General features: G+C 71.6%; 25 protein-coding genes. 18 read left to right on the top strand and 7 right to left on the bottom strand.

The genetic code is table 11. The features are described 5' to 3' along the window. The 3 genes from FHP06_RS09240 to FHP06_RS09230 all read left to right on the top strand — a co-directional run bounded on the left by FHP06_RS09240 (position 1) and on the right by FHP06_RS09230 (position 2,391). Positions 1-1,215 (top strand): glycosyltransferase family 4 protein, encoded by a 1,215-nt coding sequence (locus tag FHP06_RS09240; protein WP_147686069.1) that lies wholly within the window; start codon positions 1-3, stop codon positions 1,213-1,215. 5 nt (positions 1,216-1,220) lie between these two features. Beyond that, positions 1,221-1,760 (top strand): LbetaH domain-containing protein, encoded by a 540-nt coding sequence (locus tag FHP06_RS09235; RefSeq protein WP_222706435.1) that lies wholly within the window; start codon positions 1,221-1,223, stop codon positions 1,758-1,760. An 88-nt stretch (positions 1,761-1,848) separates the two neighbouring features. After that, the gene (locus FHP06_RS09230; RefSeq protein WP_147686067.1) at positions 1,849-2,391 is read left to right on the top strand and encodes an LbetaH domain-containing protein; all 543 of its coding nucleotides are present in this window, start codon (positions 1,849-1,851) and stop codon (positions 2,389-2,391) included. Positions 2,392-2,398: 7 nt separating this feature from the next. Here the strand turns inward: FHP06_RS09230 and FHP06_RS09225 are convergent, their stop codons facing one another. Next, positions 2,399-4,414 (bottom strand): LTA synthase family protein, encoded by a 2,016-nt coding sequence (locus FHP06_RS09225; protein WP_147686065.1) that lies wholly within the window; start codon positions 4,412-4,414, stop codon positions 2,399-2,401. Between the two features lie 110 nt (positions 4,415-4,524). On the opposite strand from FHP06_RS09225, the gene FHP06_RS09220 reads away from it, so the two are divergent. Next, positions 4,525-5,658, top strand: a complete 1,134-nt coding sequence (locus FHP06_RS09220; protein ID WP_147686063.1) for an acyltransferase family protein — start codon at positions 4,525-4,527, stop codon at positions 5,656-5,658. Between the two features lie 36 nt (positions 5,659-5,694). Further along, a complete protein-coding gene (locus FHP06_RS09215) occupies positions 5,695-6,486 on the top strand; it encodes an FkbM family methyltransferase (protein ID WP_147686061.1) in 792 nt (263 codons plus the stop codon). Here the strand turns inward: FHP06_RS09215 and FHP06_RS09210 are convergent. Continuing rightward, a complete protein-coding gene (locus FHP06_RS09210; RefSeq protein ID WP_187271868.1) occupies positions 6,483-7,595 on the bottom strand; it encodes an acyltransferase family protein in 1,113 nt (370 codons plus the stop codon). The two genes, FHP06_RS09215 and FHP06_RS09210, sit on opposite strands and share 4 nt — an antisense overlap. A 63-nt stretch (positions 7,596-7,658) precedes the next feature. Here FHP06_RS09210 and FHP06_RS09205 point away from each other — a divergent pair, with 63 nt between their 5' ends. Next, the gene (locus FHP06_RS09205; RefSeq protein ID WP_147686057.1) at positions 7,659-8,558 is read left to right on the top strand and encodes an FkbM family methyltransferase; all 900 of its coding nucleotides are present in this window, start codon (positions 7,659-7,661) and stop codon (positions 8,556-8,558) included. A gap of 278 nt (positions 8,559-8,836) precedes the next feature. Here the strand turns inward: FHP06_RS09205 and FHP06_RS09200 are convergent, their stop codons facing one another. Beyond that, entirely contained in the window at positions 8,837-9,667 is an 831-nt protein-coding gene (locus FHP06_RS09200) for an HAD family hydrolase (protein ID WP_147686055.1), read from the bottom strand. A 146-nt stretch (positions 9,668-9,813) separates the two neighbouring features. On the opposite strand from FHP06_RS09200, the gene FHP06_RS09195 reads away from it, so the two are divergent. After that, positions 9,814-11,088, top strand: a complete 1,275-nt coding sequence (locus FHP06_RS09195) for an SGNH/GDSL hydrolase family protein (RefSeq protein WP_147686053.1) — start codon at positions 9,814-9,816, stop codon at positions 11,086-11,088. Between the two features lie 3 nt (positions 11,089-11,091). Here the strand turns inward: FHP06_RS09195 and FHP06_RS09190 are convergent, their stop codons facing one another. Continuing rightward, positions 11,092-11,787, bottom strand: coding sequence for a response regulator transcription factor (locus FHP06_RS09190; RefSeq protein WP_147686051.1), 696 nt, complete (start codon positions 11,785-11,787; stop codon positions 11,092-11,094). Continuing rightward, positions 11,784-13,046: a sensor histidine kinase gene (locus tag FHP06_RS16015; RefSeq protein ID WP_187271867.1), complete on the bottom strand. Its 1,263-nt coding sequence runs from the start codon at positions 13,044-13,046 to the stop codon at positions 11,784-11,786. The genes FHP06_RS09190 and FHP06_RS16015 overlap by 4 nt, the downstream gene beginning before the upstream one ends. A gap of 159 nt (positions 13,047-13,205) precedes the next feature. Here FHP06_RS16015 and FHP06_RS16010 point away from each other — a divergent pair, with 159 nt between their 5' ends. From FHP06_RS16010 to FHP06_RS09140, 10 genes are all read left to right on the top strand, one after another. Then, complete coding sequence (locus FHP06_RS16010; protein ID WP_187271866.1) at positions 13,206-13,502, top strand: hypothetical protein; 297 nt, start codon at positions 13,206-13,208, stop codon at positions 13,500-13,502. After that, positions 13,483-14,799 (top strand): cytochrome P450, encoded by a 1,317-nt coding sequence (locus tag FHP06_RS09180; RefSeq protein WP_187271865.1) that lies wholly within the window; start codon positions 13,483-13,485, stop codon positions 14,797-14,799. Before FHP06_RS16010 ends, FHP06_RS09180 begins: the two co-directional genes overlap by 20 nt. Before the next feature lie 90 nt (positions 14,800-14,889). After that, positions 14,890-15,951 carry a septum site-determining protein Ssd gene (gene ssd / locus FHP06_RS09175; protein ID WP_147686045.1) on the top strand — a complete coding sequence of 354 codons (1,062 nt, stop codon included), beginning with the start codon at positions 14,890-14,892 and terminating at the stop codon, positions 15,949-15,951. A gap of 14 nt (positions 15,952-15,965) precedes the next feature. After that, the gene (locus FHP06_RS09170) at positions 15,966-17,099 is read left to right on the top strand and encodes a TadA family conjugal transfer-associated ATPase (protein ID WP_230973460.1); all 1,134 of its coding nucleotides are present in this window, start codon (positions 15,966-15,968) and stop codon (positions 17,097-17,099) included. Further along, complete coding sequence (locus FHP06_RS09165) at positions 17,096-17,914, top strand: type II secretion system F family protein (RefSeq protein ID WP_187271864.1); 819 nt, start codon at positions 17,096-17,098, stop codon at positions 17,912-17,914. Before FHP06_RS09170 ends, FHP06_RS09165 begins: the two co-directional genes overlap by 4 nt. Next, positions 17,911-18,612: a type II secretion system F family protein gene (locus FHP06_RS09160; protein WP_147686039.1), complete on the top strand. Its 702-nt coding sequence runs from the start codon at positions 17,911-17,913 to the stop codon at positions 18,610-18,612. The genes FHP06_RS09165 and FHP06_RS09160 overlap by 4 nt, the downstream gene beginning before the upstream one ends. A 123-nt stretch (positions 18,613-18,735) precedes the next feature. After that, positions 18,736-18,918, top strand: coding sequence for a DUF4244 domain-containing protein (locus FHP06_RS09155; protein WP_147686037.1), 183 nt, complete (start codon positions 18,736-18,738; stop codon positions 18,916-18,918). 76 nt (positions 18,919-18,994) lie between these two features. Further along, positions 18,995-19,198, top strand: a complete 204-nt coding sequence (locus FHP06_RS09150) for a DUF4244 domain-containing protein (protein ID WP_147686035.1) — start codon at positions 18,995-18,997, stop codon at positions 19,196-19,198. A gap of 14 nt (positions 19,199-19,212) precedes the next feature. Beyond that, a complete protein-coding gene (locus tag FHP06_RS09145) occupies positions 19,213-19,545 on the top strand; it encodes a TadE family type IV pilus minor pilin (RefSeq protein ID WP_147686033.1) in 333 nt (110 codons plus the stop codon). Next, the gene (locus FHP06_RS09140; protein WP_230973459.1) at positions 19,542-19,913 is read left to right on the top strand and encodes an Rv3654c family TadE-like protein; all 372 of its coding nucleotides are present in this window, start codon (positions 19,542-19,544) and stop codon (positions 19,911-19,913) included. Before FHP06_RS09145 ends, FHP06_RS09140 begins: the two co-directional genes overlap by 4 nt. Here the strand turns inward: FHP06_RS09140 and FHP06_RS09135 are convergent. Together FHP06_RS09135 and FHP06_RS09130 are read right to left on the bottom strand one after the other, a co-directional pair. Continuing rightward, positions 19,883-21,154: an MFS transporter gene (locus FHP06_RS09135; protein WP_187271863.1), complete on the bottom strand. Its 1,272-nt coding sequence runs from the start codon at positions 21,152-21,154 to the stop codon at positions 19,883-19,885. The genes FHP06_RS09140 and FHP06_RS09135 overlap by 31 nt on opposite strands. Continuing rightward, positions 21,151-21,738 carry an ArsR/SmtB family transcription factor gene (locus FHP06_RS09130; RefSeq protein ID WP_147686029.1) on the bottom strand — a complete coding sequence of 196 codons (588 nt, stop codon included), beginning with the start codon at positions 21,736-21,738 and terminating at the stop codon, positions 21,151-21,153. Before FHP06_RS09130 ends, FHP06_RS09135 begins: the two co-directional genes overlap by 4 nt. A 151-nt stretch (positions 21,739-21,889) precedes the next feature. Here FHP06_RS09130 and FHP06_RS09125 point away from each other — a divergent pair, with 151 nt between their 5' ends. Then, entirely contained in the window at positions 21,890-25,705 is a 3,816-nt protein-coding gene (locus FHP06_RS09125) for a tetratricopeptide repeat protein (RefSeq protein WP_187271862.1), read from the top strand. Positions 25,706-25,708: the final 3 nt, after the last annotated feature.

Below are 25,708 nucleotides of genomic sequence, written 5' to 3'. Positions count from 1 at the left end.
ATGCGGATCGTCCTGCACGACTTCTCGGGCCATCCGTTCCAGGCCGAGCTGTCCCGGCGGCTCGCTGAGCGCGGGCACGACGTCGAGCACGTCTTCTCGAACCAGTACGTCAGCGGCAAGGGACACCTCGAGCGCCAGCCGGGGGACCCCGAGGGGCTCAGCTTCACCGGCATCACGATCGACACGCCGTTCAAGAAGTACGACCCGTTCGGCCGGCTGCGGTTCGAGCGCGCCTATGCCAAGCACTGGCGGAAGCGGCTCGACGGTCAGCAGGTCGACGCCGTCGTGGCGTGCAACATCCCGCTGTTCGCGCTGGTCCTCTTCGCCTGGTACGCCCGCCGGCGAAAGCTCTCGTGGGTGTTCTGGCACCAGGACATCTACAGCTTCGCCCTCGGCGCGGAGCTGCGCCGGCGGCTGCCCCGCCTGATCGCCGGACCGGGCGCCCGCTTCCTCGTGCGGCTCGAGGCCTGGTGCGCGAAGCGGGCCTCCCACGTCGTCGCCATCGGCCCGACGTTCACCGAGGTGTACGACGACTGGGGCATCCCGCCGGAGCGCACGTCGGTCATCCCCAACTGGGCGCCGCTCGACGACATCTACCCGGTCGACCGCGACAACCGCCGCACCGCCGACCTCTTCGACGCCGACGCCGAGCTCCGGCTGCTCTACTCCGGGACGCTGGGCCGCAAGCACAACCCGATGCTGCTCGTCGAGCTCCTGCGGGCCGTGCGCGACCGCGGCGTCGACGCCGCGCTCACGGTCGTGTCGGAGGGGGAGCCGGCCGACGAGCTCGCGGCCCTGGCTCGCGCTGAGGCCGCCCTGCCGATGCGGGTGCTCCCGTTCCAGCCTGCCGACGACCTCCCCGAGGTGCTCGGTTCCGCGGACGTCCTCGTCGCGCTGCTCGAGCCCGACGCCACCACGTTCTCCATCCCGAGCAAGGTGCTCTCCTACATGGCGGCCGGCCGGCCGATCCTCGGGCTGATGCCCGGCGACAACCCGGCGGCGGCCGACATCCTGGCCAGCGGCGGCTTCGTCACCGAGCCCGACGACGAGTCGGCCGAGCGGTCCACGACGTGGCTGCTCGACCTCGTCAAGGATCCCGACGCGGTCGCCGAGATCGGGCGTCGCACTCGTGCCGTCGCGGAGGATAAGTTCGAGTCGGGTGCTATCACCGACCGCTTCGAGGACGTCCTCACGTCAGTGCACCGGAAAGGCTGACTCGCGTGACTGAGCAACAACAGTTCCACTACCCGCGCCTGGGCACGTACAAGGGACAGGGCTGGGACAAGGGCAGCAAGGTCAAGAACGCGCTGTGGATGATCGTCCACGGCACGGTCTTCACGGCCTGGTGGTTCCCACGCCGGCTCCGTCCGGTCGTCCTGAGGATGTTCGGGGCGACGATCGGCAAGGGCGTCGTCATCCGGCACCGCGTCCGCGTGCAGTGGCCGTGGTACCTCTCCATCGGCGACGACTCCTGGATCGGCGAGGGCAGCTGGCTCTACAGCGCCGGTCACATCACCATCGGCTCGGACGTCTGCCTGTCGCAGGGAGTCTTCCTGTGCGCCGGCGACCACGACTTCAAGTCGTCGGACTTCCGGCCCCGGCCCGGTCCGATCACGATCGACGACGGGGTGTGGGTGGCGGCCGAGGCCCTCGTGCTCCGCGAGGTCAAGATCGGCACCGGCACGGTGATCGGCGGCCGGGCCATCGTCACCAAGGACGTGCCGCCCGGCAGCGTGATCCGTCTCGGGTCCGTCCACTGAGACGCTTCCTAGTCCTTCTCTAGTCCGTCCGGGCCATCTTTGGCCCGCCGAGGTGCCGCTGACCCCGACCCTTGGAATGGTTGCGGCCATGACCCAAGACGCGGCACCCCTGTACCCGCGCCTCGCCACGTACGCCGACCGAGGGAACGATCGCGGTCGTGGCCGGTTGTGGCAGGTCGCCTGGACCCTCGTGCACGGCCTGTTCTTCACGTCCTGGTGGTTCCCGCGCCGCCTGCGGCCGCCGGTCCTTCGCCTGTTCGGCGCGAAGATCGGCTCGGGCGTCATCATCCGGCACCGGGTGCGCGTCACCTGGCCGTGGAAGCTGGTGATCGGCAACGACACCTGGGTCGGCGAGGACTCCTGGCTGCACACCGCCGGTCACATCACGCTCGGCTCGGACGTGTGCCTCTCGCAGGGCGTCTTCCTGTGCCCCGGAGACCACGACCACCGCACGTCGGACTTCGCGGTGCGGCTCGGTCACATCCGCGTCGAGGACGGTGCGTGGCTGGCGCTGCAGAGCCTCGTCCTGCGCGACGTGACGATCGGCAAGGGCGCGGTCGTCGGCGGCCGGGCGATCGCCTCGCGTGACGTCCCCGCCGGCGGCATCGTCCCGCTCGGCACCGTCCACTGAGCCGGCCTCACTCCGCGGAGGTGCGGCCCTCCTTCTTGGCAAGCCTGCGGCTGAGGTCGTGCACGGCCTTGGTCTCGGCGACCCAGGCGACGATCTTCCGCTCCCACTTCTTGCGGGTGTCCTCGGACAGCGTGTCGACGATGTCGTTCTTCTCCAGCGGGTCCTTCGACAGGTCGTAGTACTCCGACGGCCGGTAGTCGTAGAAGTAGATGAAGGCGTGCCGGTCGTCGGGGAAGTAGACGCCGCACTGGTCGACGTTCCAGCAGTGCGAGATGCGCGGCGCCGGGTTCTCCTCCGGCTTCAGGATGGAGGACGCGTGGTACTCGCCGCCCTCGACCTTGTAGCCGAGGAGGTCGACGATCGTCGGCAGGATCGACATGTTCTGCACGAGGTGGTCGATCTTGGCGCCGTTCTCCCAGCGCCCCGGCATCTTGATGAGGAGCGGGATCTGGAGGCCCTCGGTCCACGGCACGTCGCTGTGCAGGCGCCGGCCGTGCTGGCGGAACGCCTCGCCGTGGTCGCCGGTGACGACGAAGATCGTGTTGTCGGCGAGCCCGGCCTTCTTGAAGCCGTCGATGATCTTGCCGACGAACCGGTCCTGGTAGCGCACGCCGTTGAGGTAGTCGTTGTGCTTCTTGTCGTCGACGTAGTGCTTGAGCTTGAAGCCCTTCGGCATGACGTACTTGGTGTGCGCCGTGACCGTGAGGTACTCCATGAAGAACGGCTTGTCCTTGCGCTGCTTTGCCCAGTCGAGACTCGGCTTCACCATGATGTCGTCCTCGTAGCCGAGGGTGTTGACGGTGCTGAAGCCCTTCTTGGCGTAGTTCTCCTCGGCGTTGAAGTGCTCGAAGCCGAAGCCCTTGACGACCTTCTCGCGGTTCTCGAACGTGCGGGTGGCCGACTGGAAGTACGCCGTGTCGTAGCCCTGCTCCCGGAGCAGGTTCGCGAGGCACTTGGACGCGATGCCGCCCGGCTTCGCCTCGCTGTTGATCGTGTCCGGCGGGGGAGCGACGCCGCAGTTCGCGGTGACCATCGACTTGGTGGTGTTGGGCACGACGGTGAACTCGCGGGTGGCCTCGAGGCTCGACTTCGCCAGCTCCGACATCACCGGGGTGGTGTCGAGCTTCGGGTCGCCCAGCGTCGTGGAGACGCGGCCGTGCGACTCCAGCACGATCATCACGACGTTCAGCTTCTTCGTGCTGGGCGTGCTGACGAGCTTGGTCTGGTCGGGGATGTCGGCGCGGGTGGGCTGGACGAAGCCGGGCGGGTCGCCCTGGAAGTGGTCCTTGACCGCCTCCATCGGCATGCTGACGGCGCGGTTGCGCGTGAAGTTGGTGGAGTCGGTGATGTTCGGCAGCCCGGCGATGACCAGCAGCACGACGCACGTGACGGCCGTGCCGACGGCGATCGTCCGCGTGGAGAACGACGTGGGCCGCGGCTCCTCCGGGGGCGTGCTGAGCTTGCGCGGGGTGCGCCGGCGGACCACCCAGTGCGTGATCACGTGCGGGAAGAAGTTGGCCAGGATCGCGCCGGCGAAGGCGACGGCGACGAGCGCGGAGTTCGCCTCGGCGCGGATGATCTGCACCGCCGCGACCTGGAACACCAGGGTGACCAGCTGGAACGACGCCAGGTTCGGCATCAGGTCGAGCATGTAGAAGAACAGGTGCGTGATGATGATGATCAGGCTCAGCAGCGTGAAGAACACGTGCAGCGCGATGACCAGGGCCCGTCGCGATCCGCGTCTCCGGACGATGGCGAACGCTCCGACCCAGAACACGATCACCGCGAGGTGGAACGCGATGTCGGAGTGCAGCTTGTCGAAGTACGACAGCGACCCGATCGTCGTGCCAACCGCGTGCAGGCGTGCGGTCTGGAACAGCAGCGCCACGATCATCGGCGGCACGAGGAGCGAGAGCAGGTAGACCCAGTGACCGGCGGGGAGGAGGGCGACGATCCGGCGGATCAGCCCCGTGCTCTCGGGCGCGCGGTCCTCGGTCGTCGGCTCGGTCTTCGTCGTGGTCACGGCGGGAGAGCCTACCGGCGTGGGGCCCTCCGTTCGGGAGGTTGGGGTGTGAATCGTCTGAGAATCTGGAATCGTCCGGCCCGGGGTCGGTGCGCCGTTAGAGTGTCCGGGTGAAGACGCTGGGTGAGGCCCTGGACTCCCGATGCAACAGCATCAATGCCATTCGACTGGCCTTCGCCGGGGGCATCATCCTGGTCCATGCGATCACGCTCGGCGGCTATGCCGACGAGATGCCGAAGCTCATCTTCAAGGACACGGTCGGTACGTACGCGCTGGCCGGATTCTTCGTGATGTCGGGGTACCTGATCACCGCCAGCCGGTTGAGCTCGCGGTCGTTCGGTGACTTCCTGTGGCGCCGCCTGCTGCGCATCTACCCGGCCTGGATCGCGTCGTTCCTGCTGGTCGCGGTCATCCTCGGCCCGCTGTCCCGGGTGCTGCAGGGCAGGTCACTGTCGGGCTACGACTGGGGCAGCGCGGCGAGCTACGTCTACAAGAACCTGCTGTTCGTCCTGAAGCAGTTCGACATCCACGGCACCATCCCAGAGGGCAGCATCCCGGTCGACCGGATCTGGAACTTCTCCGCCTGGACGCTGTTCTTCGAGTTCGGTCTCTGGATGTGCATCGGCATCCTCGTGCTGGTCGTCCCACGCAAGCTGGTGAACCCGGGCATCGTCTTCGCGTTCCTCTGCTGCGCATTCATCAAGATCTACGACAAGCTCGGCCAAGACCTGTCCACGGTGAGCAACACGGCCACGGGCGGACGAGCGAAGGGCGACGTCGACGGAGGAATCTTCACCCTGCTGGAGCCGCTGGCCCGCCTGGGCGGGTTCTTCTTCGCCGGGGCGGTCCTCTACATCTACCGCGACAAGATCAAGCTCTCGCTGGCCGCAGTCCTCGCCTGCCTCGCCGTCTGCCTCGGGCTCGCCACGATCGGCTGGTTCCACACACTCGCCCCGATCTTCTGGGCCTATGCGCTGATGTACGTCGCCACCTCACGCCGAGGGGGTCGGATCAACTACCCGAACGACCTCTCGTACGGCACCTACATCTATGCGTTCCCGATCACGCAGATCTGGGCCGTCGTCAACGTCGACCATCCGATGCCTTACGTCGTCTTCGCCTTCCTGTGCGTCGCCACGACGATGCCGATCGCCTGGCTCAGCTGGCACTACCTGGAGAAGCCGGCGATGTCCCTGAAGCGTCTGACGGCCGGGCGCGACAAGGCGATCATCGGTGTCCCCTGATCTCGTCCCACCCATCTCTCGGTTAGGTTGTGCTCCATGCTCGAACGGTTGACCCGTGCCTCGAAGCGGGTGCGGCAGACGGTGACTGGCTTCGACAACGGGCCCGCCGTCCTGACCCAGATCGCTCGTCGCTCGCCCGACCTGGTCTTCAAGACCGACAACGGCCTGACGGTCGCGTGCCCGAACGTCGCCGGCGCGCGGGTGCCGGTCTACGAGATCTTCGTCGAGGACGCGTACCGGCTCGGCTGGTTCACCGGTGACCTCGGACCCGAGCTCCAGGCACTCGACATCGGCGGCCACATCGGCTGCTTCTCGATGGCGTTCGCCACGCTGCACCCGAACGCCCGGGTGCAGACGTTCGAGGCGTCGCCGTCCACCTACCAGTACACGCGCCGCAACATCGAGACCAACAAGCTCGACGACCGCGTCACCGTCGAGAACGTCGCGGTGTCGTCGTCCACCGGCACGCTGAGCTTCGCCGACAACCAGGGCGGCAGCGGCCTGAACGGCATCACGGCACCGGAGGGCTCGAAGGTCATCGAGATCCCGTGCGTCACCTTCGCCGAGGCCAAGGCCCACGCGGGCGGCTCGGTCGACGTCGTGAAGATCGACACCGAGGGCGCCGAGTACGACATCGTCCTCGGCTCCGACCCGGCCGACTGGAAGGGTGTCGAGCGCGTCGTGCTCGAGTACCACGACGTCCCGGGCTACGCGTGGTCCGAGCTGAAGGAGTTCTTCGCCTCGGCCGACCTGCACGTCGTGCGCCAGGAGCCGGTGACCGAGCGTCTCGGCACCGCCTGGCTCTCCCGGACGCCCCTGCCTTCCTAGCTGGACCCGACGAGCGAGCGCCACGGGCGCCCGACCACCGGCAGCCTCCCGATGGTGTCGGCCACCGGCAGCGGCGGTCGCGGTGCTCCGGTGAGCCACGTCAGCCAGCCGCGCCGCAGGCACACGACGGCGATGACGTACGGCACGAGCAGCGCGATGAAGTAGTTCTGCACGGGCACGTGGCCCTCCTGCGGGTTCTTCAGCATCCACAGCAGCACGGGGTGCAGGAACATCGAGAACGTCGCGGTGGAGGCCGCCTCGGTGATGAACGGCGCCGCCTTGTCGGGGATGCGCGACTCGAACGCCTCGGCCATCAGGACCACGCCGACGCTCATGACGACGCCGGTCAGCAGGCCGAGCACCGGGTAGCCGTACGTGGAGAGCTTCACCTCGATGAGCACGCCGTCCGTGTTGTGGGCGGCGCCGAGGTACACCGCGAGCGCGCCGATCGCGAACAGCGCGGCGCCGGTGACGAGCGGCCGGGTGATGCGATCGCGGACCTTGCGGAACTCCTGGCCGAGCACGATGAAGAGCATGCAGACGAGCGCTAGACCGGCGCCGAGCGGCGGGTACCAGAGGATCTTCGGGACCACGACGGTGATGACGACGGTGAGCGCCAGGATGATCCACGTGTAGCGGCGGGGGAACCGGCCCAGGTAGCGCAGCAGGACCACGGCGATGAACATCACCGTGAAGAACCAGCACGCGCTGTACGGCTGCACGAGCAGCTGCGAGCCGTAGACCACCGCGAGCAGCAGCCGGGTGGCCCACGCGGACTGGCTGAGGTCCAGCTCCTGGGCGGTCTCGGCGAGGCCGGGAGACGTGAACGCCCAGATGAAGTACGGGATGCTGATCAGCACCATCCACACGGCGTACGGCAGGAGCAGGGCCGTGGCGCGCGAGTCGACCTCCTGCTGGAGCGTCTTGCGGGACGACCACAGGTAGCCGGTGAGGACGAAGAAGACGGCGATCGCCCACGGGCAGATCACCTGGGCGACGACGCCGTCGGGGTCGTACCAGGTGTGCCGGGTCACCACCGCGACGACGGCGATGACGCGCACGAGGTCGATGGCCACGCTCCGAGGGCGCGTGGCAGCAGGGATGCTCACGACGAATACCGTACGTGACGGCGGTGCCCGGTTAGAGTTCATCGTCGACACGAAGGAGCGTGCATGCCCCCCAAGACACCGGAGACGCTGGTCCAGCGCGTCGTGCGACGTGCCGGCTGGGCGGTCCGTGACCGGTTCCCGATGCGTCCGGTCACCCGCACGGTGCAAGGGGTGGAGATGGTGCTCCCGTGGTCGCACCGGCTCCCCGACTACGCGCGGGTCGAGCCGGAGTACGGGCAGAACCTGCCGCGGCTGGCGGCGGCTCTCGCCCAGCGCGACGGCCGTCCGGTGGTGACGATCGACATCGGCGCGAACGTGGGCGACTCCGCGCTGCAGATCCTCGACGCGGCCCCGGGCTCGGTGCTGTGCGTCGAGGGCGACGACGCGTTCCTGGAGTTCCTGCACCGCAACGTCGACGCGCGCGACGACGTGGCCGTCGAGCCCTCGCTCCTCCTGCCGTACGCCGACGACGTCGACCTCGCCCCGGTCCGCGGCGGCGGCACCACGCGGTTCGAGCCGGGACAGTCCACCGACACGATGCCCACGATCACCGTCGACGAGCTGCGCAAGCGGCACCCCGACTTCGACCAGGTGCGGCTCGTGAAGTCCGACACCGACGGGTACGACGTCACGCTCGTGCCGGCCGTCGCGCGCACCTGGGCCGACACCCAGCCGGTGCTGTTCTTCGAGTACCACCACGACCTCACCCGGCTCGCCGGCTACGACCCCCTGACCGTCTGGGACGAGCTCGCCGACCTCGGCTACGCGCACGTCCGCGTCTGGGACAACGGCAGCCGCCCGGTCGGCAGCTACCCGATCGAGGAGATGGTCGAGCGGTCGGCGTACCTCGACACCCCGCTCGAGGAGCGCCCGTACCACTTCTGGGACGTCGCCGTCGTGCACCGCGACGACGAGGCCGGCCTCCAGGCCGTCCGCGACGTGCTTCCCGCCGACCCTCGTTAGGAACAGATAGGCGGCGCCACCGTCGAGGGTGACGCCGCCACGGGCCAGCAAGCTGCAGCTACCAAGCGTGCCTTCGTCGTATCGTCGCCTCGGGGCCGCGTGATCCCTGAGTGTCGCGGATGTCCCGGGTGCGACTGCCCTTTGGGACGGGAGATCGCCGCGTGGGTACTGAGCTGCTGTGCCGTCTGTGTAGTTCTTCCCTACGTTCTACGCCAGAGGCCGGGAGGACGATAGACCTACTGAGTCGTAACCTTCTGCGCTCGGGTTCACAAACAGCTCTACCTGACTCCGCCCACGGCCCGGAACCCACGCCGGGCGGGCCGTCGCCGCCGGCCGACCATGGCGAGCGCGATGGCTCCGACGCCGACGGCGACGACGCCGACCGCCGCGGCCTTGGCCACGCGGGTGTCGAGGCCGAGCCGGGCGCGCATGGACACCGGACTGACGAACTGCAGGATCGGCCAGCCGTTCTCCTCGGCCAGCCTCCGCAGCGCCTTGTCCGGGTTCACGGCGAACGGGTGCCCGACGGTCTCGAGCATCGGGGCGTCGGTCTCGGAGTCGGAGTAGGCGAAGCAGGCGTCGAGGTCGTAGCCCCGCTCCTCGGCGAGCTCCCGCATGGCCTTGGCCTTGTTGGGTCCGTACGCGTAGTACTCGACCTCGCCGGTGTACTTGCCGTCCTCCTCGACGAGCCGGGTGGCGACGACGTGGTCGGCGCCGAGCATCTCGCCGATGGGCTCGACGACCTCGGTGCCGGAGGCCGACACGATGACGACGTCGCGGCCGGCGGCGTGGTGCAGCTCGATGAGCTCGACGGCCTCGTCGTAGACGATCGGGTCGATGATCGCGTGCAGCGTCTCGGCGACGGACTGGCGGACCACCTCGACGTCCCAGCCGGTGATCATCTGCGTGAGGTAGTTCCGCATCTTCTCGAGCTGGTCGTGGTCGGCACCGCTCGCCGCGAACATGAACTGGGCGTAGGCGCTGCGCAGCACGGCGCGACGGCTCAGCAGCCCGCCGTCGTAGAACGGGCGGCTGAACGCGAGCGTGCTCGACTTGGCGATGATCGTCTTGTCCAAGTCGAAGAAGGCTGCCGAACGCGCAGGTGGCACGTCGCCAGGATAGGGCGCTGATCCAGCCCGGAAGTGCGGACCGGACAGGTCGGTCTGGACTACCGTGACCGGGAGATCACGAGTCCGCCCCAGGAGGAACCATCAGAGGCCGCGGTCTCGGGGGCAGGAACGCAGTCGTCGCCGGCGTGGCCGCCGGCCTCGTCGTCGCGGGTGCGCTCGCGTGGTTCGTCCTGGCGCGACCGTCGTCGGGCACGGCGGAGAAGCCGCGGCCGGTGACGTTCGGCGACCTGATGCACCCGATGTCGACCGAGGTCCTCGGGCCGGACGAGGTCAAGGCGTCGCTGCGTACCCGTCCGCCGAAGTGGGGCGACCGCGAGGAGATCCGGTGGGACCGCGACGACGTGTTCACGTACTCGCTGCCGCCGCAGCCGCTCGGCACGCACTTCGGTGGGCTGACGCTCGACGACGCGGCCGAGTTCTTCCTGAACAACTCGGTGGCGAAGGGGGTCGACGTCCGGTTCGTCGTGACCGGGCGGCGGTTCGCGATCCACTACAAGACGTACCGGCAGTCCGAGGCCCGGGTGTGGCTCGACGGCCGGCCGGTCTCGAAGAAGGCGTTCTGGGTCGACGACACGGACGGGCGCGACGACTGGCTCGTCATCACCCTGCCCAAGACCAGGACGGTCACCGTGCGCTTCGAGGGACCGACGATCTTCAGTGGCGTCGAGCACTCGGCCGACGAGCCGGTGACGGTGAAGGCGGCGAAGCCGGAGTTCACGATCGGCGTGGTCTCCGACTCCATGTACGAGCCCAGCCCCTACAAGGGGTCCATCTCGCGGTCGGCGGCACCGACCCTGGCGACGCTGACCGGCTTCCGCGTCTGGAACATGGCCCAGAGCGGGACCGGCTACCTCAACGCCGGCCTCCAGGTCCCGCTCGCGGGGTACTTCAACCTCAGCGAGTCGACGCGCTACGGGTCGGAGGAGCGGCTGCAGGCCATCGACACGGCACCGATCGACGCCCTGCTCGTCAACGGGTCGCTGAACGACAGCGCGATGTACTCGGCCGACGCGTACCGGGACGCGGTGGACCGGTTCCTGACCGCCGTCGAGATGCGCCTGCCGACGACGCCGATCGTCATCGTCGGGGTCGAGCCCATCTCGTCGGACACGATCCCGGACCACCCCACCCCGATGTATCTCGAGATGACCGACGTGCTGCGGCAGGCTGCCGCCGAGCACGACAACGTGGTGGGCTTCATCGACCCCTACACGGACAACTGGCTGACGGGGACCGGCTCGGCCAAGCACCCACGCGGCGACGGGAACCAGGACAAGTACATCGGGCCGGACGGCATCCACCCGAACGGCCGGGGCCAGGTGTTCTACCAGCGCCGCGTCGTCGAGCAGCTCCGGACGCTGCCCGTGAACCCGCGGGACGCCCACCCGGCCGGGGACTGACGGTCAGGACCCGGCGAGCCGCTCGGTGTCGCCCGGTCGCACGATGCCGTGGTCGAACGCGTAGACGACGGCGGCGGCCCGGTCGCGCAGGCCGAGCTTCACGAACACCCGGCCGATGTGGCTCTTCACGGTGACCTCGGAGATGAACAGCGCCTGGGCGATCTCCTGGTTCGAGAGCCCGCACCCGATCGCGTGCAGCACCTCCTGCTCGCGCGACGTGAGCACCTCCTCGTGCTCCGACGCGAGCGGGGTGGCCTCGCCGCTGTCGCGGTACCGGGTGAGCACGCGGGCGGTGACGGCTGGATCGAGCCAGGAGTCCCCGTCGGCGACGGTGCGGACGGCGCGGATCAGGTCCTCGGCGGAGGAGTCCTTGAGGATGAAGCCGTTCGCGCCCGCGCGCAGGGCACCGGACAGCATCTCGTCGCTGTCGAACGTGGTGAGGACGAGGACCGGTGGCGCCTCCTCGTCGTCGCGGAGACGCCGGGTGGCCTCGATGCCGTCGACGCGCTTCATGCGCAGGTCCATCACGACGACGTCGACCGGCTGCTCGGCGAGGGCGGCCGGCACCTCGTCGCCGTCGCCGCACTCGGCGACGATCTCGAAGCCGTCGCGGCGCCGGAGGATGCGTCGCAGGCCGGAGCGCACGAGCTCCTGGTCGTCCACGAGCATGACGCGGGTCGGCTGGTCTTCCGTGGTCATGTGGCCGGCTGCTCCGTGGGGCCGGTCATCGACTGGATCTTCGACGACACCACGCAGTGCGGCCCCTTCTCGTCGGCCTCGAGCGGCACGAGGGCCTCGACCACCCATTCCTCGCCGACGGGGCGGGACGACAGCTGACCGCCGAGCTGGGCGATGCGCGCCTCCATGCCGGTGATGCCGGAGCCGGAGCCGTCGGGTTCGGTGCGGTCGGTCCGCGTGCTACGGACGGTCAGCCGGACGTCGCTCCGGCCCACCGCGATGCTGACGTTCGCGGCGGCACCCGGGGCGTGCTTCGTGACGTTGGTGAGCGACTCCTGCACGACGCGGTAGAGGCCGAGGCCGAGCGCCGGTGGAAGGCGGCCGATGTCGCCGTGGACCTGGTAGCCCGCGTTGAGGCCGGCGTTCCGCACGCGCTGGACGAGCGACGGCAGGTCGTCGGCGCCGGGCAGTGGCCGGGTCTGGTCGCCCTCGGTGGCCATGTCGCTGACGGTCTGCCGGATGTCGTGCATGGCCTGGCGGCCGACGCGCTCGGCGTCGCGGAGGGCGTCGATGGCCTCCTCGACGTCGTCCCCCTTCAGATCGGCGGAGTCGGTGAGCATGCGCCGGGCCCCGGTGATCTGCAGCATCGTGACGCTCAGCGAGTGCGCGACGAGGTCGTGGATCTCGCGAGCGATGCGGTCGCGCTCGGCGAGCGTCGCGCGGGTGTGCTCGCTGGCGCGCGCCTCGCGCTCGGCGGCCAGGGCGCGGGCCTGCCAGTGGAACATGTAGCCGATGTCGGCGCCGAGGATCACCACGAGCAGGTTCACCGCGACGGCTCCGACGTGTCCGGCGGACCACGCGACGAGCACCATCGCGACGGCGGCACCGGTGACGACCAGGCCGCGGCGGTAGCCCTCGCGAGCCGTGGACTCCGCGGCGATCAGGCAGAGGACGAACGGGGCGAGGTCGGCGGCGCCGAGACCGTCCTGAGGGAGGCTGAGGATCACGCCCACCGCGCCGAGCGCGAGCAGGGCCTCCAGCCACCAGCTGATCCACCGCCCGTTCAGGAGCTGGATCGCCGCGGGCGTCACCAGGAGTGCGACCACGAGGACGGTCCAGCCGGACGCGAGCTCCTTCCGCTGGGCCAGGGCGGCGAGGGCCGCTCCGAGCTGGCCGGACCACGACGCGATCGGGATCCACCAGGGGTACGCGAGGCCGTGCTCCTCGCTGACCCGCTCGATGCGGGCGAGCACCGGGGTGACCATCGTCGGCACACGCATGTCACCAGGGTAGGTACGCGGGCGCGGCGAGGACATCCGTTCGCGGTCGGAACGGGTCTCCGACCCTGGTCGGACGCCGAAGGGGTCCCGCAGGCCGATGATGGGAGGGTCGTTCCCTCGTACCGTCGATCGTGTTGATCCCGTGGAAAGGGGAGGCCGATGACCTGGACCGAGACCCGACGCCGCCAGGACGTCATCCGGGAGGTGCGCGCGATGGCCGAGATCCGGCGCGACGGGGTGCTTCCGTGGTGCGACGACTACGCCGACGCGTTCGCCGGCCCCGACGAGCTGCTCGCTGAGCTGGAGTACCGGTGGCGCCTGCACGTCGAGACGCAGATCGACACGAACCTCGGGGAGTCGGAGATGGACGAGCGCTGGTCCGCGCTGCACGCCTGGCACCAGCCCGTCCTCGACATCCTCGAGGCCCACCGGGACCGTGAGCTCACGGCGGCCTGAGCGCGGCTCCCTCCCCAGGTCGTGGACGACCTGGTTCCTGGGGCACGGCGTCGGCGAGGGCTTCCTCCGTCTGGCGATGCGACGTGGGGACCCGATCGCGCGCCTCCTGGCCGATGCCTCCCTCAACGCGGACCCGTTCGACGAGTACGAGCGGGTCCGCGCCGCCGGCCCGGTGAAGCGGACGAAGCTGATGTCCGGCACGGTCTCGCACGCCGTCGCCAGCGAGGTGCTGCGGTCGCCGACGTTCGGCGTCGGCGGTGGGCACGGCGAGCTGCCGCCGTTCACGCGCCGGGTGCTCAGCAAGGTCATGGACCCGGACGCGATGGGCCCGATGGACCCGCCGTCGCTGCTCGCGGTCGACCCACCCGCGCACGGCCGCTACCGCCGATTGGTCTCGCGGGAGTTCACCGCTCGGTCGGTGACGGCGCTGGAGCAGCGGATCACCGAGATCGCCGAGGGGCTGCTCGACGAGATGGCGCGCGGCGGCGCGTCGCAGTGGGACGTCGTCGAGGCGTACGCGTCGCGGCTGCCGGTCGTGGTGATCGCCGACCTGCTCGGCGTGCCCGAGCGGTGGCAGGCCGACATCCTCGTCTGGGGCAACGACGCCGCGATGCTGCTCGAGCCGCTGCTCGGGTGGCGGAACTACCGGACGGCTGAGAAGGCGGTCCGGCGGCTGAACGTCTGGTTCGACCAGCACATCGAGAACCTGCGCCGCGACCCGGGCACCGATCTGCTGAGCCGGCTGGCGACCACGTCCGACGAGGAGCGGCTCGACCAGCACGAGCTGCGCGCCCTCGGACTGCTGGTGCTCGGCGCCGGGTTCGAGACCACGGTCAACCTGATCGGCAACGGCGTCGTCCAGCTGGACCGGCACCGTGACCAGCTCGAGCTGCTGCGGGAGAAGCCGGAGCTGTGGCCGAACGCCGTCGAGGAGGTGCTGCGGCACGACTCGCCGGTGCAGATGACGCTGCGCTCGGCGTACGACGACGTCGAGGTCCAGGGGCAGGCGCTGACCAAGGGCGAGCCGGTCGTGGTGTTTCTCGGGGGCGCCAATCGCGACCCGGCGGTGTTCACCGACCCGCAGGTGTTCGACGTCGCCCGCGAGAACGCGAGCGACCACCTGGCCTTCTCGTCGGGCGCCCACTACTGCCTCGGCGCGGGCCTGGCTCGGCTGGAGGGGACGATCGCCCTCCGGACGCTGTTCGAGCGCTACCCCGACCTGCAGGTCAGCGGCCCGACCGAGCGGCGGGCCACCCGCGTGCTCCGCGGGTACGAGCACGTGCCGGTGGCCGTCTGACGGTCCACAGGGCGAGCAGCTGCGCTCACCCGTCCACAGCGGGCCGAGCGGGCCTGGGCCCGTGGGGTCACCGGCGGCCACGCTGGCGGGGTGGACGACGCACCGGACCCCTCGCCCCTACTGATCGGCACCGCCGATGAGCACCTGCTCGACGTCGCACTGCGCTGGTGTGCGGCGGTCGGGTCCACGCCCGACGTGGCCACCGACGTGTCCGCCGTCCGGCGGTCGTGGCGCGGGGCGGCGGCGGTGGTGCTCGGCGACGACCTCGCCCCGGGCATCGGCCGCGCGCGGCTGCCGCGTCGCGACCACGTCCTGCTGCTCACCCGCGAGCGCGAGGCGTCCTGGCCGGACGCGGTCGCGGTCGGTGCGGTCGACGTCGTGACCGACGCGGACGACCGACGCGTCGTCGAGATGCTCGCCGTCGCGCTCGACGGTCGCGGTGAGGCTTGCCTGGTCACCGTCGTCGGCGGGGTCGGCGGCGCAGGAGCGTCCACGGTGGCCACGGGACTCGCGCTGGGTGCGGCGGACCGCGGGCTCCGGACACTGCTGCTCGACGCCGACCCGCTCGGCGGCGGCATCGAGCTCGTCCTCGGGGCCGAGCACGCCGACGGGCTGCGGTGGGGTGACCTCGGCCACGCGGCCGGCACGGTGGCGGCCGGCTCGCTCGCCGATGCTCTGCCCACGCACGCCGGTGTGTCGGTGCTGTCGTGGGGACGGCACGGGCCACCGGAGGTCCCGGACGCGATCGGTGGCGTGCTCGCCGCCGGACTGCGTGGCTTCGACGTCGTGGTGGCCGACGTGCCGCGCCACCTCGACGCTGCGGGCGCCGAGCTGGTCGGCCGGTCGGTGCTCACGGTGGTGCTGGTGCCGGAGGAGGTGCGAGCGGTCGGTGCGGCGCGGCGGGTGGTCGCGCGGCTCGAGCCGCACACGTCGTCGGTCGCGCTGGTCTCCGTGGTCCGTCCCGGCGGCATCGGGAGCGAGGCGGTGTCGGAGGCTCTGGGGCTCCCGGTGCTCGCCCGCCTGCGTCACGACCGCCACCTCCGCCAGGCCGTCGACCACGGGCACGGACCCGGCGGGTCGAGGCCGGCCCGACGCGTGGCCGGCTTCGTCCTTGACGTCCTCGGTCTCGACGCACGGGTCTCGGTCCCGTGAACGACCCTCGTCTCGTGGCCCGCGTGCGCCGTCGCCTCGCCGCGGACACGGCCGAGCCGACGGCGCAGACCGTTGCGGCCGCACTGCGTGCCGAGCAGCGCCTCGCCGACAGCGCCACGGTGCTGACGATCGTCGACGAGCTCCGTCGGGAGACGGTCGGGGCCGGGCCCCTGGAGCCGCTGCTCGTCCTCGACGGCGTCACCGACGTCTTGGTCAACGGCGCCCACGAGGTCCACCTCGACCGCGGCTCAGGGCTCGAGCGCACGCCGGTCACCTTTCCCGACGACGACGCGGTCCGCCGGCTCGCCCAGCGGCTCGCGGCGCAGGCGGGTCGCCGCCTCGACGACGCCAGTCCCTGGGTGGACGCCCGGCTCCCGGACGGCACCCGCCTGCACGCCGTCCTCGCGCCGCTGGCCCGTCCGGGCACGCTGATCTCCTTGCGCGTCCCAGCCCGCCGGTCGTTCACGCTCGACGAGCTCGTGGCCGCCGGCACCCTGGCACCGGACGGGGCCGAGTGGCTCCGGGCGATCGTCGCCGCGCGGATCGCCTTCGTGGTGAGCGGCGGCACCGGGTCGGGCAAGACCACGCTGCTCGCGGCCCTGCTGTCGATCGTCCCGTCCGGCGAGCGGCTCGTCGTGGTGGAGGATGCCACCGAGCTGCGCCCCGACCATCCGCACGTCGTCGGCCTGGAGGCGCGGCCCGCGAACGTCGAGGGTGCCGGCCTGGTCACGATGCGCGACCTCGTGCGGCAGGCCTTGCGCATGCGCCCTGATCGGCTGGTGGTCGGCGAGGTCCGCGGTGCCGAGGTCGTCGACCTCCTCGCCGCCCTGAACACCGGGCACGAGGGCGGGTGCGGCACGGTCCACGCCAACTCCCCGTCCGACGTCCCGGCGAGGTTCGAGGCCCTGGGCGTCGCCGCCGGACTGCCGCGGGCAGCAGTGCACAGCCAGCTGGCGGCCGGGCTCTCGCTCGTCCTCCACCTCGACCGCGACGAGCGAGGGCAGCGGCGCCTGCGTCAGATCGGGATGCTGGTCGCCGGCGACGACGCGTTGGTGCACTGTCTGCCGGCCCTCACGTTCGACGCCGACGGGACGTCCCGCGGACCTGCCTGGGACCGCCTCGACGACCTCCTCCCGCGAGCACCGTGACGGCGCTCGCGGGCGGCGCAGCCGCGTTCGCGGCGCTCGCGGTCCTCCTGGCACGTCCGCCCGGTGCCTGGATCGTGGCGATCAGGACGGGGCGGATCGGCGGGCCGTCGTGGTCGCGGCTGAGACGGCTGGGCCGGCCGGTGGGCGGTGTCCTGGTCGTCACCGCCGTGGTCGTCGTCGCGTCCGTCGCCGGTCCGCCGCGCGTGGTGGTGGCCGCCACCGCGCTGGGCGCAGCGCTGTTCGTGTGGCGCCAGGTGGTCGCCGTCCGGACGAGAACGGCCGCCGGCCGCCGCCGGACCGACACGTGCGTCGCGCTCGACCTGCTCGCCGCCGAGCTCCGAGCCGGCATCCTTCCGCAGCACGCGCTGGCCGCCCTGGGCGACGACGTCCCGGCGCTGCGACCGGCGGCGACCGCAGCGGCTCACGGCGGTGACGTCCCGGCAGCGCTGCGGACGGCGGGTCGCGAGCCAGGCGCGTCGGCCTTGCACGACCTCGCGGCGGCCTGGCAGGTGGCCGAGCGCGTCGGCGCGCCGCTGGCCGGAGTGCTCGATCGCGTCGCCGCCACCGTGCGCGACGATGCCGAGGTCGAGCGGGAGGTGCGGTCCGAGGCCGCTCCGGCGCGGGCGACCGGTCGGCTCATGGCGGTGCTGCCGGTGCTCGGGCTGTCGCTCGGCGCGGGCCTCGGTGCCGATCCGGTGCACGTCCTGACCGGGACGCTGCCCGGCTCCCTCTGCCTGGCCACCGGGGTCGCCCTGGCGTGCGCCGGGGTCGCCTGGGTCGACCGGATCGCCGCCGCCCCCGAGGTCGGCCGGTGAGCGCCGCCCTGCTCGCAGCCCTCGCCGCGTGGTGGTGGGTGCCGCCGCAGGTCGACGGCCGGTGTCGACGGTTGTTCGTCGCGGACGAGCCTCGCGCTGCGGTGGACGCCGTCCTCGCGGCCACGGTGCTGGTTCCGGTGGCTGCGGTGCTCCTGCTCGGTCCCGTCATCGGCCTCCTGGCGGCTGCGGTGGTCACGCCGGCGGCACGGTCGGCTGTGGCAGGTATGGAGACGGTCGCGTCGCGCCGGCGCGCGGCTGAGATCGCCTCTCAGCTGCCGACGGCGCTCGACCTCGTGGTCGCCGCCCTGGACGTCGGCCGTCCGCCGGTCGCGGCGTTCGCCGCCGTCGCCGACGTCACCGACCCGCCGCTCGGCGACGAGCTCGCCGCCGTCGCCTCACGCCTCGCCGTGGCCGGCGATCCGCAGTCGGTCTGGACCCACCTGGCGCAGCAGCCCGTCCTGGCGCCGCTGGGTCGCGCGTTCCGGCGGGCCGACGCCTCGGGGACGCCCGTGTCCCGGGTCGTGGGCTCGGTCGCCGACGAGCTGCGTCGAGAACGTCGCGCCGCGCTGCGTGAGCAGAGCCGTCGCGTCGGTGTCCGCACGGCGGCGCCGCTGGGGGCGTGCTTCCTCCCGGCGTTCTTGCTCGTCGGCGTGGTCCCGACGGTCATCGGCGTGGTGGGGACGCTCCGTCTCGGCTGAGTGACACGAGCGGTCCACAGGGCCCGCTCGCCCTCGGCTCGTCCCCAGGCCGCGGCTCGAGACCTCAAACCGGTTCGCGCCGGAGCCATCTTCTGGCATCCATCCACTCCGAAAGGACACCTCATGACCGTCGAACGCCTTCGCCGTCGCGCCGAACGAGGCATGACCACCGCCGAGTACACCGTCGGCACCCTGGGCGCCTGCACCGTGGGCGGCGTGCTCGTCAAGATCGGCCAGTCCCAGTGGTTCGGCGACCTGGTCCAGGGCGTGCTCGAGAAGATCCCGAGCCTCATCCCCGGTCTCTGACCAACGTCTGACCACCCCGAACCGGCGCGGCCGGCGTCCCCTGCTCTGCCGGCCGCGCCACCCGGAAAGGACACCCATGCACCCCACCCACGACCGCGGCATGGCCACCGCGGAGTTCGCCGTCGGCACCCTCGGCGCCGTGATGATCGCGTCGCTGCTGATGAAGCTGGGCGACCCGGACGGCTGGTTCTTCCGTCACCTCGCCGACATCTTCACCCGGGCGCTCGACCCGAGCACGCTGCTCGAGCTCGTGCGCCACGCCCACCTGCCGTTCCTGTGAACGACGCACGGGGCATGGTCACCGCGGAGACGGCCGTCCTCGCCCCCTTCGGGGTCGCGTTCGCCGTGCTCCTGCTGTGGATGGTGTCGCTCGGCCTCACCCAGGTCCAGCTCGTCGACGCGGCTCGTGAGGGCGCGCGGCTCGTGGCACGCGGCGAGACGCCGGCGACGGCGGAGTCGATCACCCGTCGGCAGTCGCCTCCGGGCGCCACGGTCCAGGTGTCCTCCCACGACGGGCTCGTCACGGTCGAGGTCTCGGCCCGGTCCCGGCTGCCGCTGCCGTTCTTCTCGCACGTCGGCGCGCGCACCTTGCGGGCCTCGGCGGTGTCGGCCGACGAGTCGCCGTGAGCCGGTCCGATCGTGGGTCGATCACGGCGCACGCCGTCTGGGTCGGCGCCGCCCTCTGCGCGGTCGCGGTGATCATGACGCAGGTCGCCGTCGCCGTCCGTGTCCACCACCAGGCGACGTCCGCGGCGGATCTCGCCGCGCTCGCCGGCTCCCGTGCCGCCTCGGCCGGCCGCGACGGATGCGCCGCCGCGCGCGACGTCGCCCGGCGCAACGGCGCTCGGCTGGTCCGGTGCCGCATGGACCTCGGCGTCGCCACCGTCACCGCACGCCGGGAGACGGATCGGTGGTGGGGCCGGGTCTGGACCTTCGAGGTCGACGCCCGGGCCGCCCCGGCGGACTACGTCCCGGCCGGTGCGGCGGGAAGGTGACGAGCGCGACGCAGCGGCGTCAGCAGGATCGCCCAGCACGCGACGGCATTGATCACCGCCATGACGGCCAGCGTGACCTGGAGCCCGAGGTGCGCACCGAGCCACCCGGCCGTGAGGCCGGCCAGCGGCATCGCACCGAAGTTGATCATCTGGCTCGTCGTGGCCACCCGCCCCATCAGCTCGGCCGGCACGTACCGCTGACGCCACGCCCCACGGATCACGTTGCCGGCGACGACCAGCACCCCGGTGCCGAAGAGGCCGAGGACCGTGAGCACCACGCGGGGTCCTGATGCTCCGAGCGGGACGAGGAGGCTGGTGACCCCGGACCCCACGAGGAACAAGGTCGACACCCGGCCGGACCCCCAGCGCTGCGACGCGGACGACGCCAGCGTCGCCCCGAGGAGGCCGCCCACGCTGCCGCACGCCATCACCATCCCGACGCCAGCGGACGAGAGCCCGACGTGATCCACCAGGAACAGCACGAGCAGGGTAGTGATGCCGGTCAGCCCGAAGTTGGAGACGCAGCCGATGACGATGAGGACGCGGAGGTAGTGGTCGTGCGTCACGTAGGCGACACCGGTGGCGATCCGGCTGCGCAGCGTCGGCGTCTCGGACGGCTCGATGGACGTCGAGCTCGACGGCCCGAGGCGCCACAGGCACACGGCGGACACCATGAAGCTCACCGCGTCCAGGAGCAGCGCGCCGGCGGCCGTGACCGCGTGGGCGACGAGCCCGCCGATCCCCGGTCCGGCCACCTGCATGGCGGACTCGGTGCCGAGGAGGCGGCCGTTCGCCTGCTCCAGGTGCTCGGACGGGACGATGTCGGTCACGAGCTTCACGTAGGCGGAGCGGAAGAACACCGTGCTCGTGCCGTTCACCAGGGCAACGACGACGAGCTGGGTGAGCGTCAGGGCGTCCAGCACGACGCACACCGGGACGCTGGCGAGCGCCACGGCGGCGACGACGTCGGCCGTGATCATCACCGACCGCGGCGACCAGGAGTCCACCCAGGCGCCCGCCGGCAGGCCGACCACGAGCCAGGGGAGCCAGGCAGCGGCCGTGAGAGCACCCATCCACCCGGGCCCGGCGCCCAGCTCGGTGATCGCCGCCAGCGGCAGCAGCAGCGTGGTCGTCGCGTTGCCGAGCAGGCTGACCCCCTCGCCGATCCAGAACAGCGTGAACCGGCGGTTCCGACGCAGGGGAGGAGGGGCCGGACGCGTCTCGGCCTGGAGGGCGGTCACGGCTTGCTCGGGAATCCGCGCGAGTAGACGATGACGGACTCCCGCTCGAGGTCGTCATCGACCTCGCGCTCGGACCAACGCCGGACCAGCGCCACGATCTCCTGACTCAGCTCCGCCAGCTCCTCCGGGGTTAGACGGAGCCAGCTCTGGGTCGCGAACGCTGCGTCCCGCCACGTCTCGTTCGACTCGGCCGCGTCCAGCCACGCGCTGGTGCGGTCCACCTGCCGACGGAGCTGGAGCGACTCGGCCGCGGCACCGGCGGCCTCCGCCGCCGGATCACCCACGAGGTCGGAGTGCGACCACCGGAAGCCGGCGGTGGCGAGGCGCCACCACCGCTCGCGTCGGTCCTTCGCCAGCTCGGGTGCTTCCTCCACCAACCCGGCCTCGGCCAGGACGCGCAGGTGATGGCTGACGTTGCCGACGGCCTGGTCGGTGCGGCGGGCGAGCACGCTCGCCGTCGACGGCCCGTCGACCTGCAGCGCGTCGATCAGTCGTGAGCGCACCGGGTGGGCCAGCGCGCTGAGCGCGACCGCCTCGGTGACGGTGCGGACCTCGGGGGATCCGGAGCGACGGGGTGTGGACATGGACCGACCATAGATGCACAAGAGGTATTGCACAAGAGATCTTGTGGAATATGTGGTGCGGTGTCGGCTGGGTCTCATCCGGTTCGTCGGTCCCGCCTTCGCGCTTATCCTCGAATCACGTGTCGGGGGGTTCGACGACACGGAGGCGGAGATGGATCGAGACCAGGCGGTCCTCGGCCCGTACGTGCCTCAGCTGGTCCAGCGGTGGCTGCACGAGCGGGACGACCAGCGACGCCGCAGCATTCCGGGCACCGTCGTGTTCGCCGACGTCTCCGGCTTCACGAGCCTGACCGAGTCCCTCGCCCGCCGCGGCAAGATCGGCGCCGAGGAGATGGGCGACATCCTCAACGCGCTGTTCGAGAAGCTGCTCGAGCCGGTGTATCAGCACGGCGGGAAGCTGGTGAAGTGGGGCGGCGACGCCGTGCTCCTCCTGATCGACCGGCCGGACCACGCGGCTCGAGCCCTGGTGGCCGCGACCGAGATGCAACGGGTGATCCGGCGCGCCGGCCGGCTCCGCACCTCGATCGGACCCGTCCAGCTGGGCATGTCGATCGGGATCGCGTCGGGCGACGTCGACTTCTACCTCGTGGGGAACCACCACCGCGAGCTCATCGTCGCCGGTGACGTGGCCACGAAGGTCACGCACTTCGAGAAGATCGCCGACGCCGGCGAGATCGTCCTCGACCCGCTCACCGTCCAGCTGTTGAAGGAGTCCGGGACGCCGATCGTCACCCGGGCCAAGGACGACGGACGGCTGGTCGACGTCGAGGCGACCGGCCTCCGTCTCGACCCCCTCGAGGTCCGCCCGGCGACCGTCTATCCCGACGTGGACCTGGGCAGCGCCCTGCCGGCCCCGTTGCGCGACCACTTCCTCAGCGGCGGCTCGGAGAGCGAGCACCGCTCGGTCGCGGTCGGGTTCCTCGAGCTGGCCGGCTTCGCGGCCCTCGCCGCGAGCGACGGACCCGACGCCGTCACCGACGCCATCGAGGCCTTCGTCTGCGACGCTCAGGACGCGGCCGCACGGAGCGAGGTCACCCTCGTCGCGTCGGACCTCGCGGAGGACAGCGTCAAGCTGATCTACATGTCCGGAGCCCCGCGGCGCGTCGGTGACGACGAGGCGCGGGTGCTCACCGCGATGCGCAGCGTCATCGACGACGCGGGCGCGCTGCCGCGACGTGGCGGGATGACGTCCGGCCGCGTCTTCGCCGGGGACTTCGGCCCGCCCTACCGCCGCACCTACTCGGCGTCCGGCGACTCGGTGAACCTGGCCGCTCGGCTGATGGCCACGGCGGAACCGGGTCAGCTCCTCACCACCCTCGCAGCCTCCGAGCGGGTCCGAGGCCGCTTCCGCACCCGTCAGATCCCGCCCTTCCACGTCAAGGGCAAGACGGATCCCATCGACGCCGTCTCGGTCGAGGCCGTCCTCCCGCTCGTCGAGCGTCGGGCGACCGGCCAGGCCCCGCTCGTCGGGCGGGACCACGAGCTCGACCTGCTCCTGGGCCTGATGGAGGAGGCCGCCGGCGGAGCCGGGCAGGTCGTCGACGTCGTCGGCCCGGCCGGGATCGGCAAGACCCGCCTCGTCGAGGAGCTCACGGTGCGCGCCGGCCGGCGCACGATGTGGGTCACCGGGGACGGACTGGCCCGGTCCACGCCGTACAAGGCGCTCAAGGACATGCTCTACCGCGAGCTGCGGCTCGACCCCACGGCGTCGAGGGCCGCCGTCGCCGACGCTCTCGGTCTGGTCGTGCGCGAGCAGGCCCCCGACATGGTCCCGTGGCTGCCCCTGCTCGGGCCGGTGGTCGAGGCCGACTTCGCGATGACGGACGTGGTGCGGGACCTCGACCAGGAGGCCCGCAAGGAACGCCTGGAGTGGGTGATCAGCGAGCTGTTCGGCCACCTCGTCGCGGAGCCGGCGGTCGTGGTGTTCCACGACGCGCACCTCCTCGACGACGCGTCGGTCGACGTGCTCCGGCGCCTCGTGGCGGAGGCCGGCACCCGGCCGTGGCTCGTCGTCGCCGTCTACCGTCCCGACGAGCGGGCCGAGATCGCCGACGAGGCCACGGTCATCGAGCTCGGGCCCCTGGATCCCGTGGCGGTCGAGGAGCTCGTGGCGGCGCTCACCGACGACGACCCGCTCCCGGCGCACCGCGTCGCCGCGCTGATCGAGCGGGCCGAGGGGCACCCGATGTTCCTCGAGGAGCTCGTCCACCACGCGCGCCACTCACCCGACGCGCGGGATCTCCCGGACTCGGTCGAGGAGGTCGTGACGTCGCGCATCGACCGGCTCACCCCGCCGGTGCGCAGAACACTGCGCGCGGCGGCGGTGCTCGGCATGGTCGTCGAGCTCAAGGTCCTGGACGCGGTGCTGCGCGCCGAGGGTGGGTCCGGCGCGGCCCGTCCCGACGAGCTCCGGACGCTGCACGAGTTCGTGGCAGACCTCGGCGACGGACGGGTCGAGTTCCACCACCACATGGCCCGCGACGCCGCCTACGAGGGCCTCGCCTATCGGCGCCGGTCCCGGCTGCACGCCCTCACCGCCGAGGTGATCGAGGTGCTCGGTCCCGACCGCGAGGAGCAGGCGGCGCTCCTGGCGATCCACTGCTTCGAGGGCGCCCGGTTCCGCGACGCCTGGCGGTACTCGTTGCTGGCGGCGGAACGTGCGCTCGCGAGCTACGCCAACTCCGAGGCTGCCGACGCGTTCCAGCGGGCGGTCGAGGCGTCGCGCCGACTGCGCGACCGCTCCGACCTCGACCTCCTCGGCACCTACGAGGCGCTCGGCGACGTGCGGTTCGAGCTCGGCGAGTTCGACGAGGCGCGCGCCGCCTTCCGGTTCGCCCTGCGCCTCGACGATCTCGACGGCCCCACGCTCGCGCGCCTCCGGATGAAGATGGCGTTGGTCGAGGGCGCCAGCGCCCGGTACTCGAGCTCGCTGCGCTGGATCACCAAGGGTCTGAACGCCGTCGAGGACGACGACAGCGACGCGGCCGCGCTGGTCCGCGGCGAGCTGATGGCTCGGTACGCGCGAGCCCTGCACCTCCAGGGCCGCGACGCGCAGGCCGTCACCTGGGCGGCCCGGGCGGTCGAGCAGGCCGAGCGCGCCGGCGACGACCAGGTCCTCGCGCACGCCCTCGAGTACCTCGACCGGTCCGAGGTCGCACTCGGCCGCGCGAGCGAGACGCCGCGCGCGCTGCAGTCCCTCGAGATCTACGAGCGCCTCGGCGACCTGACCGGGCAGGGTCGCATCCACAACAGCCTGGGCATGCGCGACTACTTCGTCGGCCAGTGGCCGGAGGCCCTCGCGCACTACCGCGCCGCCGCCGAGGTCTACCGCCGCGCCGGACGGGAGTGGAGCGCCGCCACCGCGGAGGCGAACATCGCCGAGGTCCTCATCGACCAGGGCCGGCTCGCCGAGGCGCACGGGCTGCTGCGGAGTGCCATGCGGGTGTGGCGCGGCATCGGCGCCGAGACCGAGGTGGCGTTCGGGCAGTACCAGCTGGGCCGGATGGCGGCCCGCGAGGGACGCTTCGACGAGGCTTTCGACCTGCTCGAGCAGGCGCGCCGGTACTGCGAGGGCGCCGGTGAGACCGGTGAGGTCAGGGTCATCGACGCTCTCCGGGCGGAGGCGCTGGAGCTGGCGGGACGGCACGGCGAGGCGGTCGAGCTCGCCGTCCGCGCGCTGGGTGAGGCGCTCGCGGCCCCGGGTCTGGTGGCCACGGTGCCGCTGCTGCAGCGCGTCCGTGCCGCAGGCCTGGCCGCCCTCGGCGAGCACGACGAGGCGCACGAGGCCCGGCTCGCCGGCCTGGAGGCGGCACGGGAGCGCGGCAGTCTCCACGACGTGGCGATGGCCCTCCGGCTCCTGCGCGAGGAGTCGGAGGGCCGCGTCGAGCCGGAGACGCTCGCCGCCTGGGAGGCGGAGATGCGTGAGCTGTCCCGTCGTCTCGGGCTCGCCGATGCCGTGCCGGTGTGACCG

This window comes from Aeromicrobium terrae (genome assembly GCF_008039565.1).
Classification (GTDB): Bacteria; Actinomycetota; Actinomycetes; order Propionibacteriales; family Nocardioidaceae; genus Aeromicrobium; species Aeromicrobium terrae.
Note: the sequence above shows the minus strand (reverse complement) of the source record. Positions and strands in the feature narration are given on the sequence as shown.

Coding starts and splice junctions, on each gene's coding strand:
- FHP06_RS09240 (WP_147686069.1), top strand. CDS start 1: ATGCGGATCGTCCTGCACGACTTCTCGGGCCATCCGTTCCAGGCCGAG.
- FHP06_RS09230 (WP_147686067.1), top strand. CDS start 1,849: ATGACCCAAGACGCGGCACCCCTGTACCCGCGCCTCGCCACGTACGCC.
- FHP06_RS09215 (WP_147686061.1), top strand. CDS start 5,695: ATGCTCGAACGGTTGACCCGTGCCTCGAAGCGGGTGCGGCAGACGGTG.
- FHP06_RS09205 (WP_147686057.1), top strand. CDS start 7,659: ATGCCCCCCAAGACACCGGAGACGCTGGTCCAGCGCGTCGTGCGACGT.
- FHP06_RS09190 (WP_147686051.1), bottom strand. CDS start 11,787: ATGACCACGGAAGACCAGCCGACCCGCGTCATGCTCGTGGACGACCAG.
- FHP06_RS16015 (WP_187271867.1), bottom strand. CDS start 13,046: ATGCGTGTGCCGACGATGGTCACCCCGGTGCTCGCCCGCATCGAGCGG.
- FHP06_RS16010 (WP_187271866.1), top strand. CDS start 13,206: ATGACCTGGACCGAGACCCGACGCCGCCAGGACGTCATCCGGGAGGTG.
- FHP06_RS09155 (WP_147686037.1), top strand. CDS start 18,736: ATGACCGTCGAACGCCTTCGCCGTCGCGCCGAACGAGGCATGACCACC.
- FHP06_RS09150 (WP_147686035.1), top strand. CDS start 18,995: ATGCACCCCACCCACGACCGCGGCATGGCCACCGCGGAGTTCGCCGTC.
- FHP06_RS09145 (WP_147686033.1), top strand. CDS start 19,213: ATGGTCACCGCGGAGACGGCCGTCCTCGCCCCCTTCGGGGTCGCGTTC.
- FHP06_RS09130 (WP_147686029.1), bottom strand. CDS start 21,738: ATGTCCACACCCCGTCGCTCCGGATCCCCCGAGGTCCGCACCGTCACC.
- FHP06_RS09125 (WP_187271862.1), top strand. CDS start 21,890: ATGGATCGAGACCAGGCGGTCCTCGGCCCGTACGTGCCTCAGCTGGTC.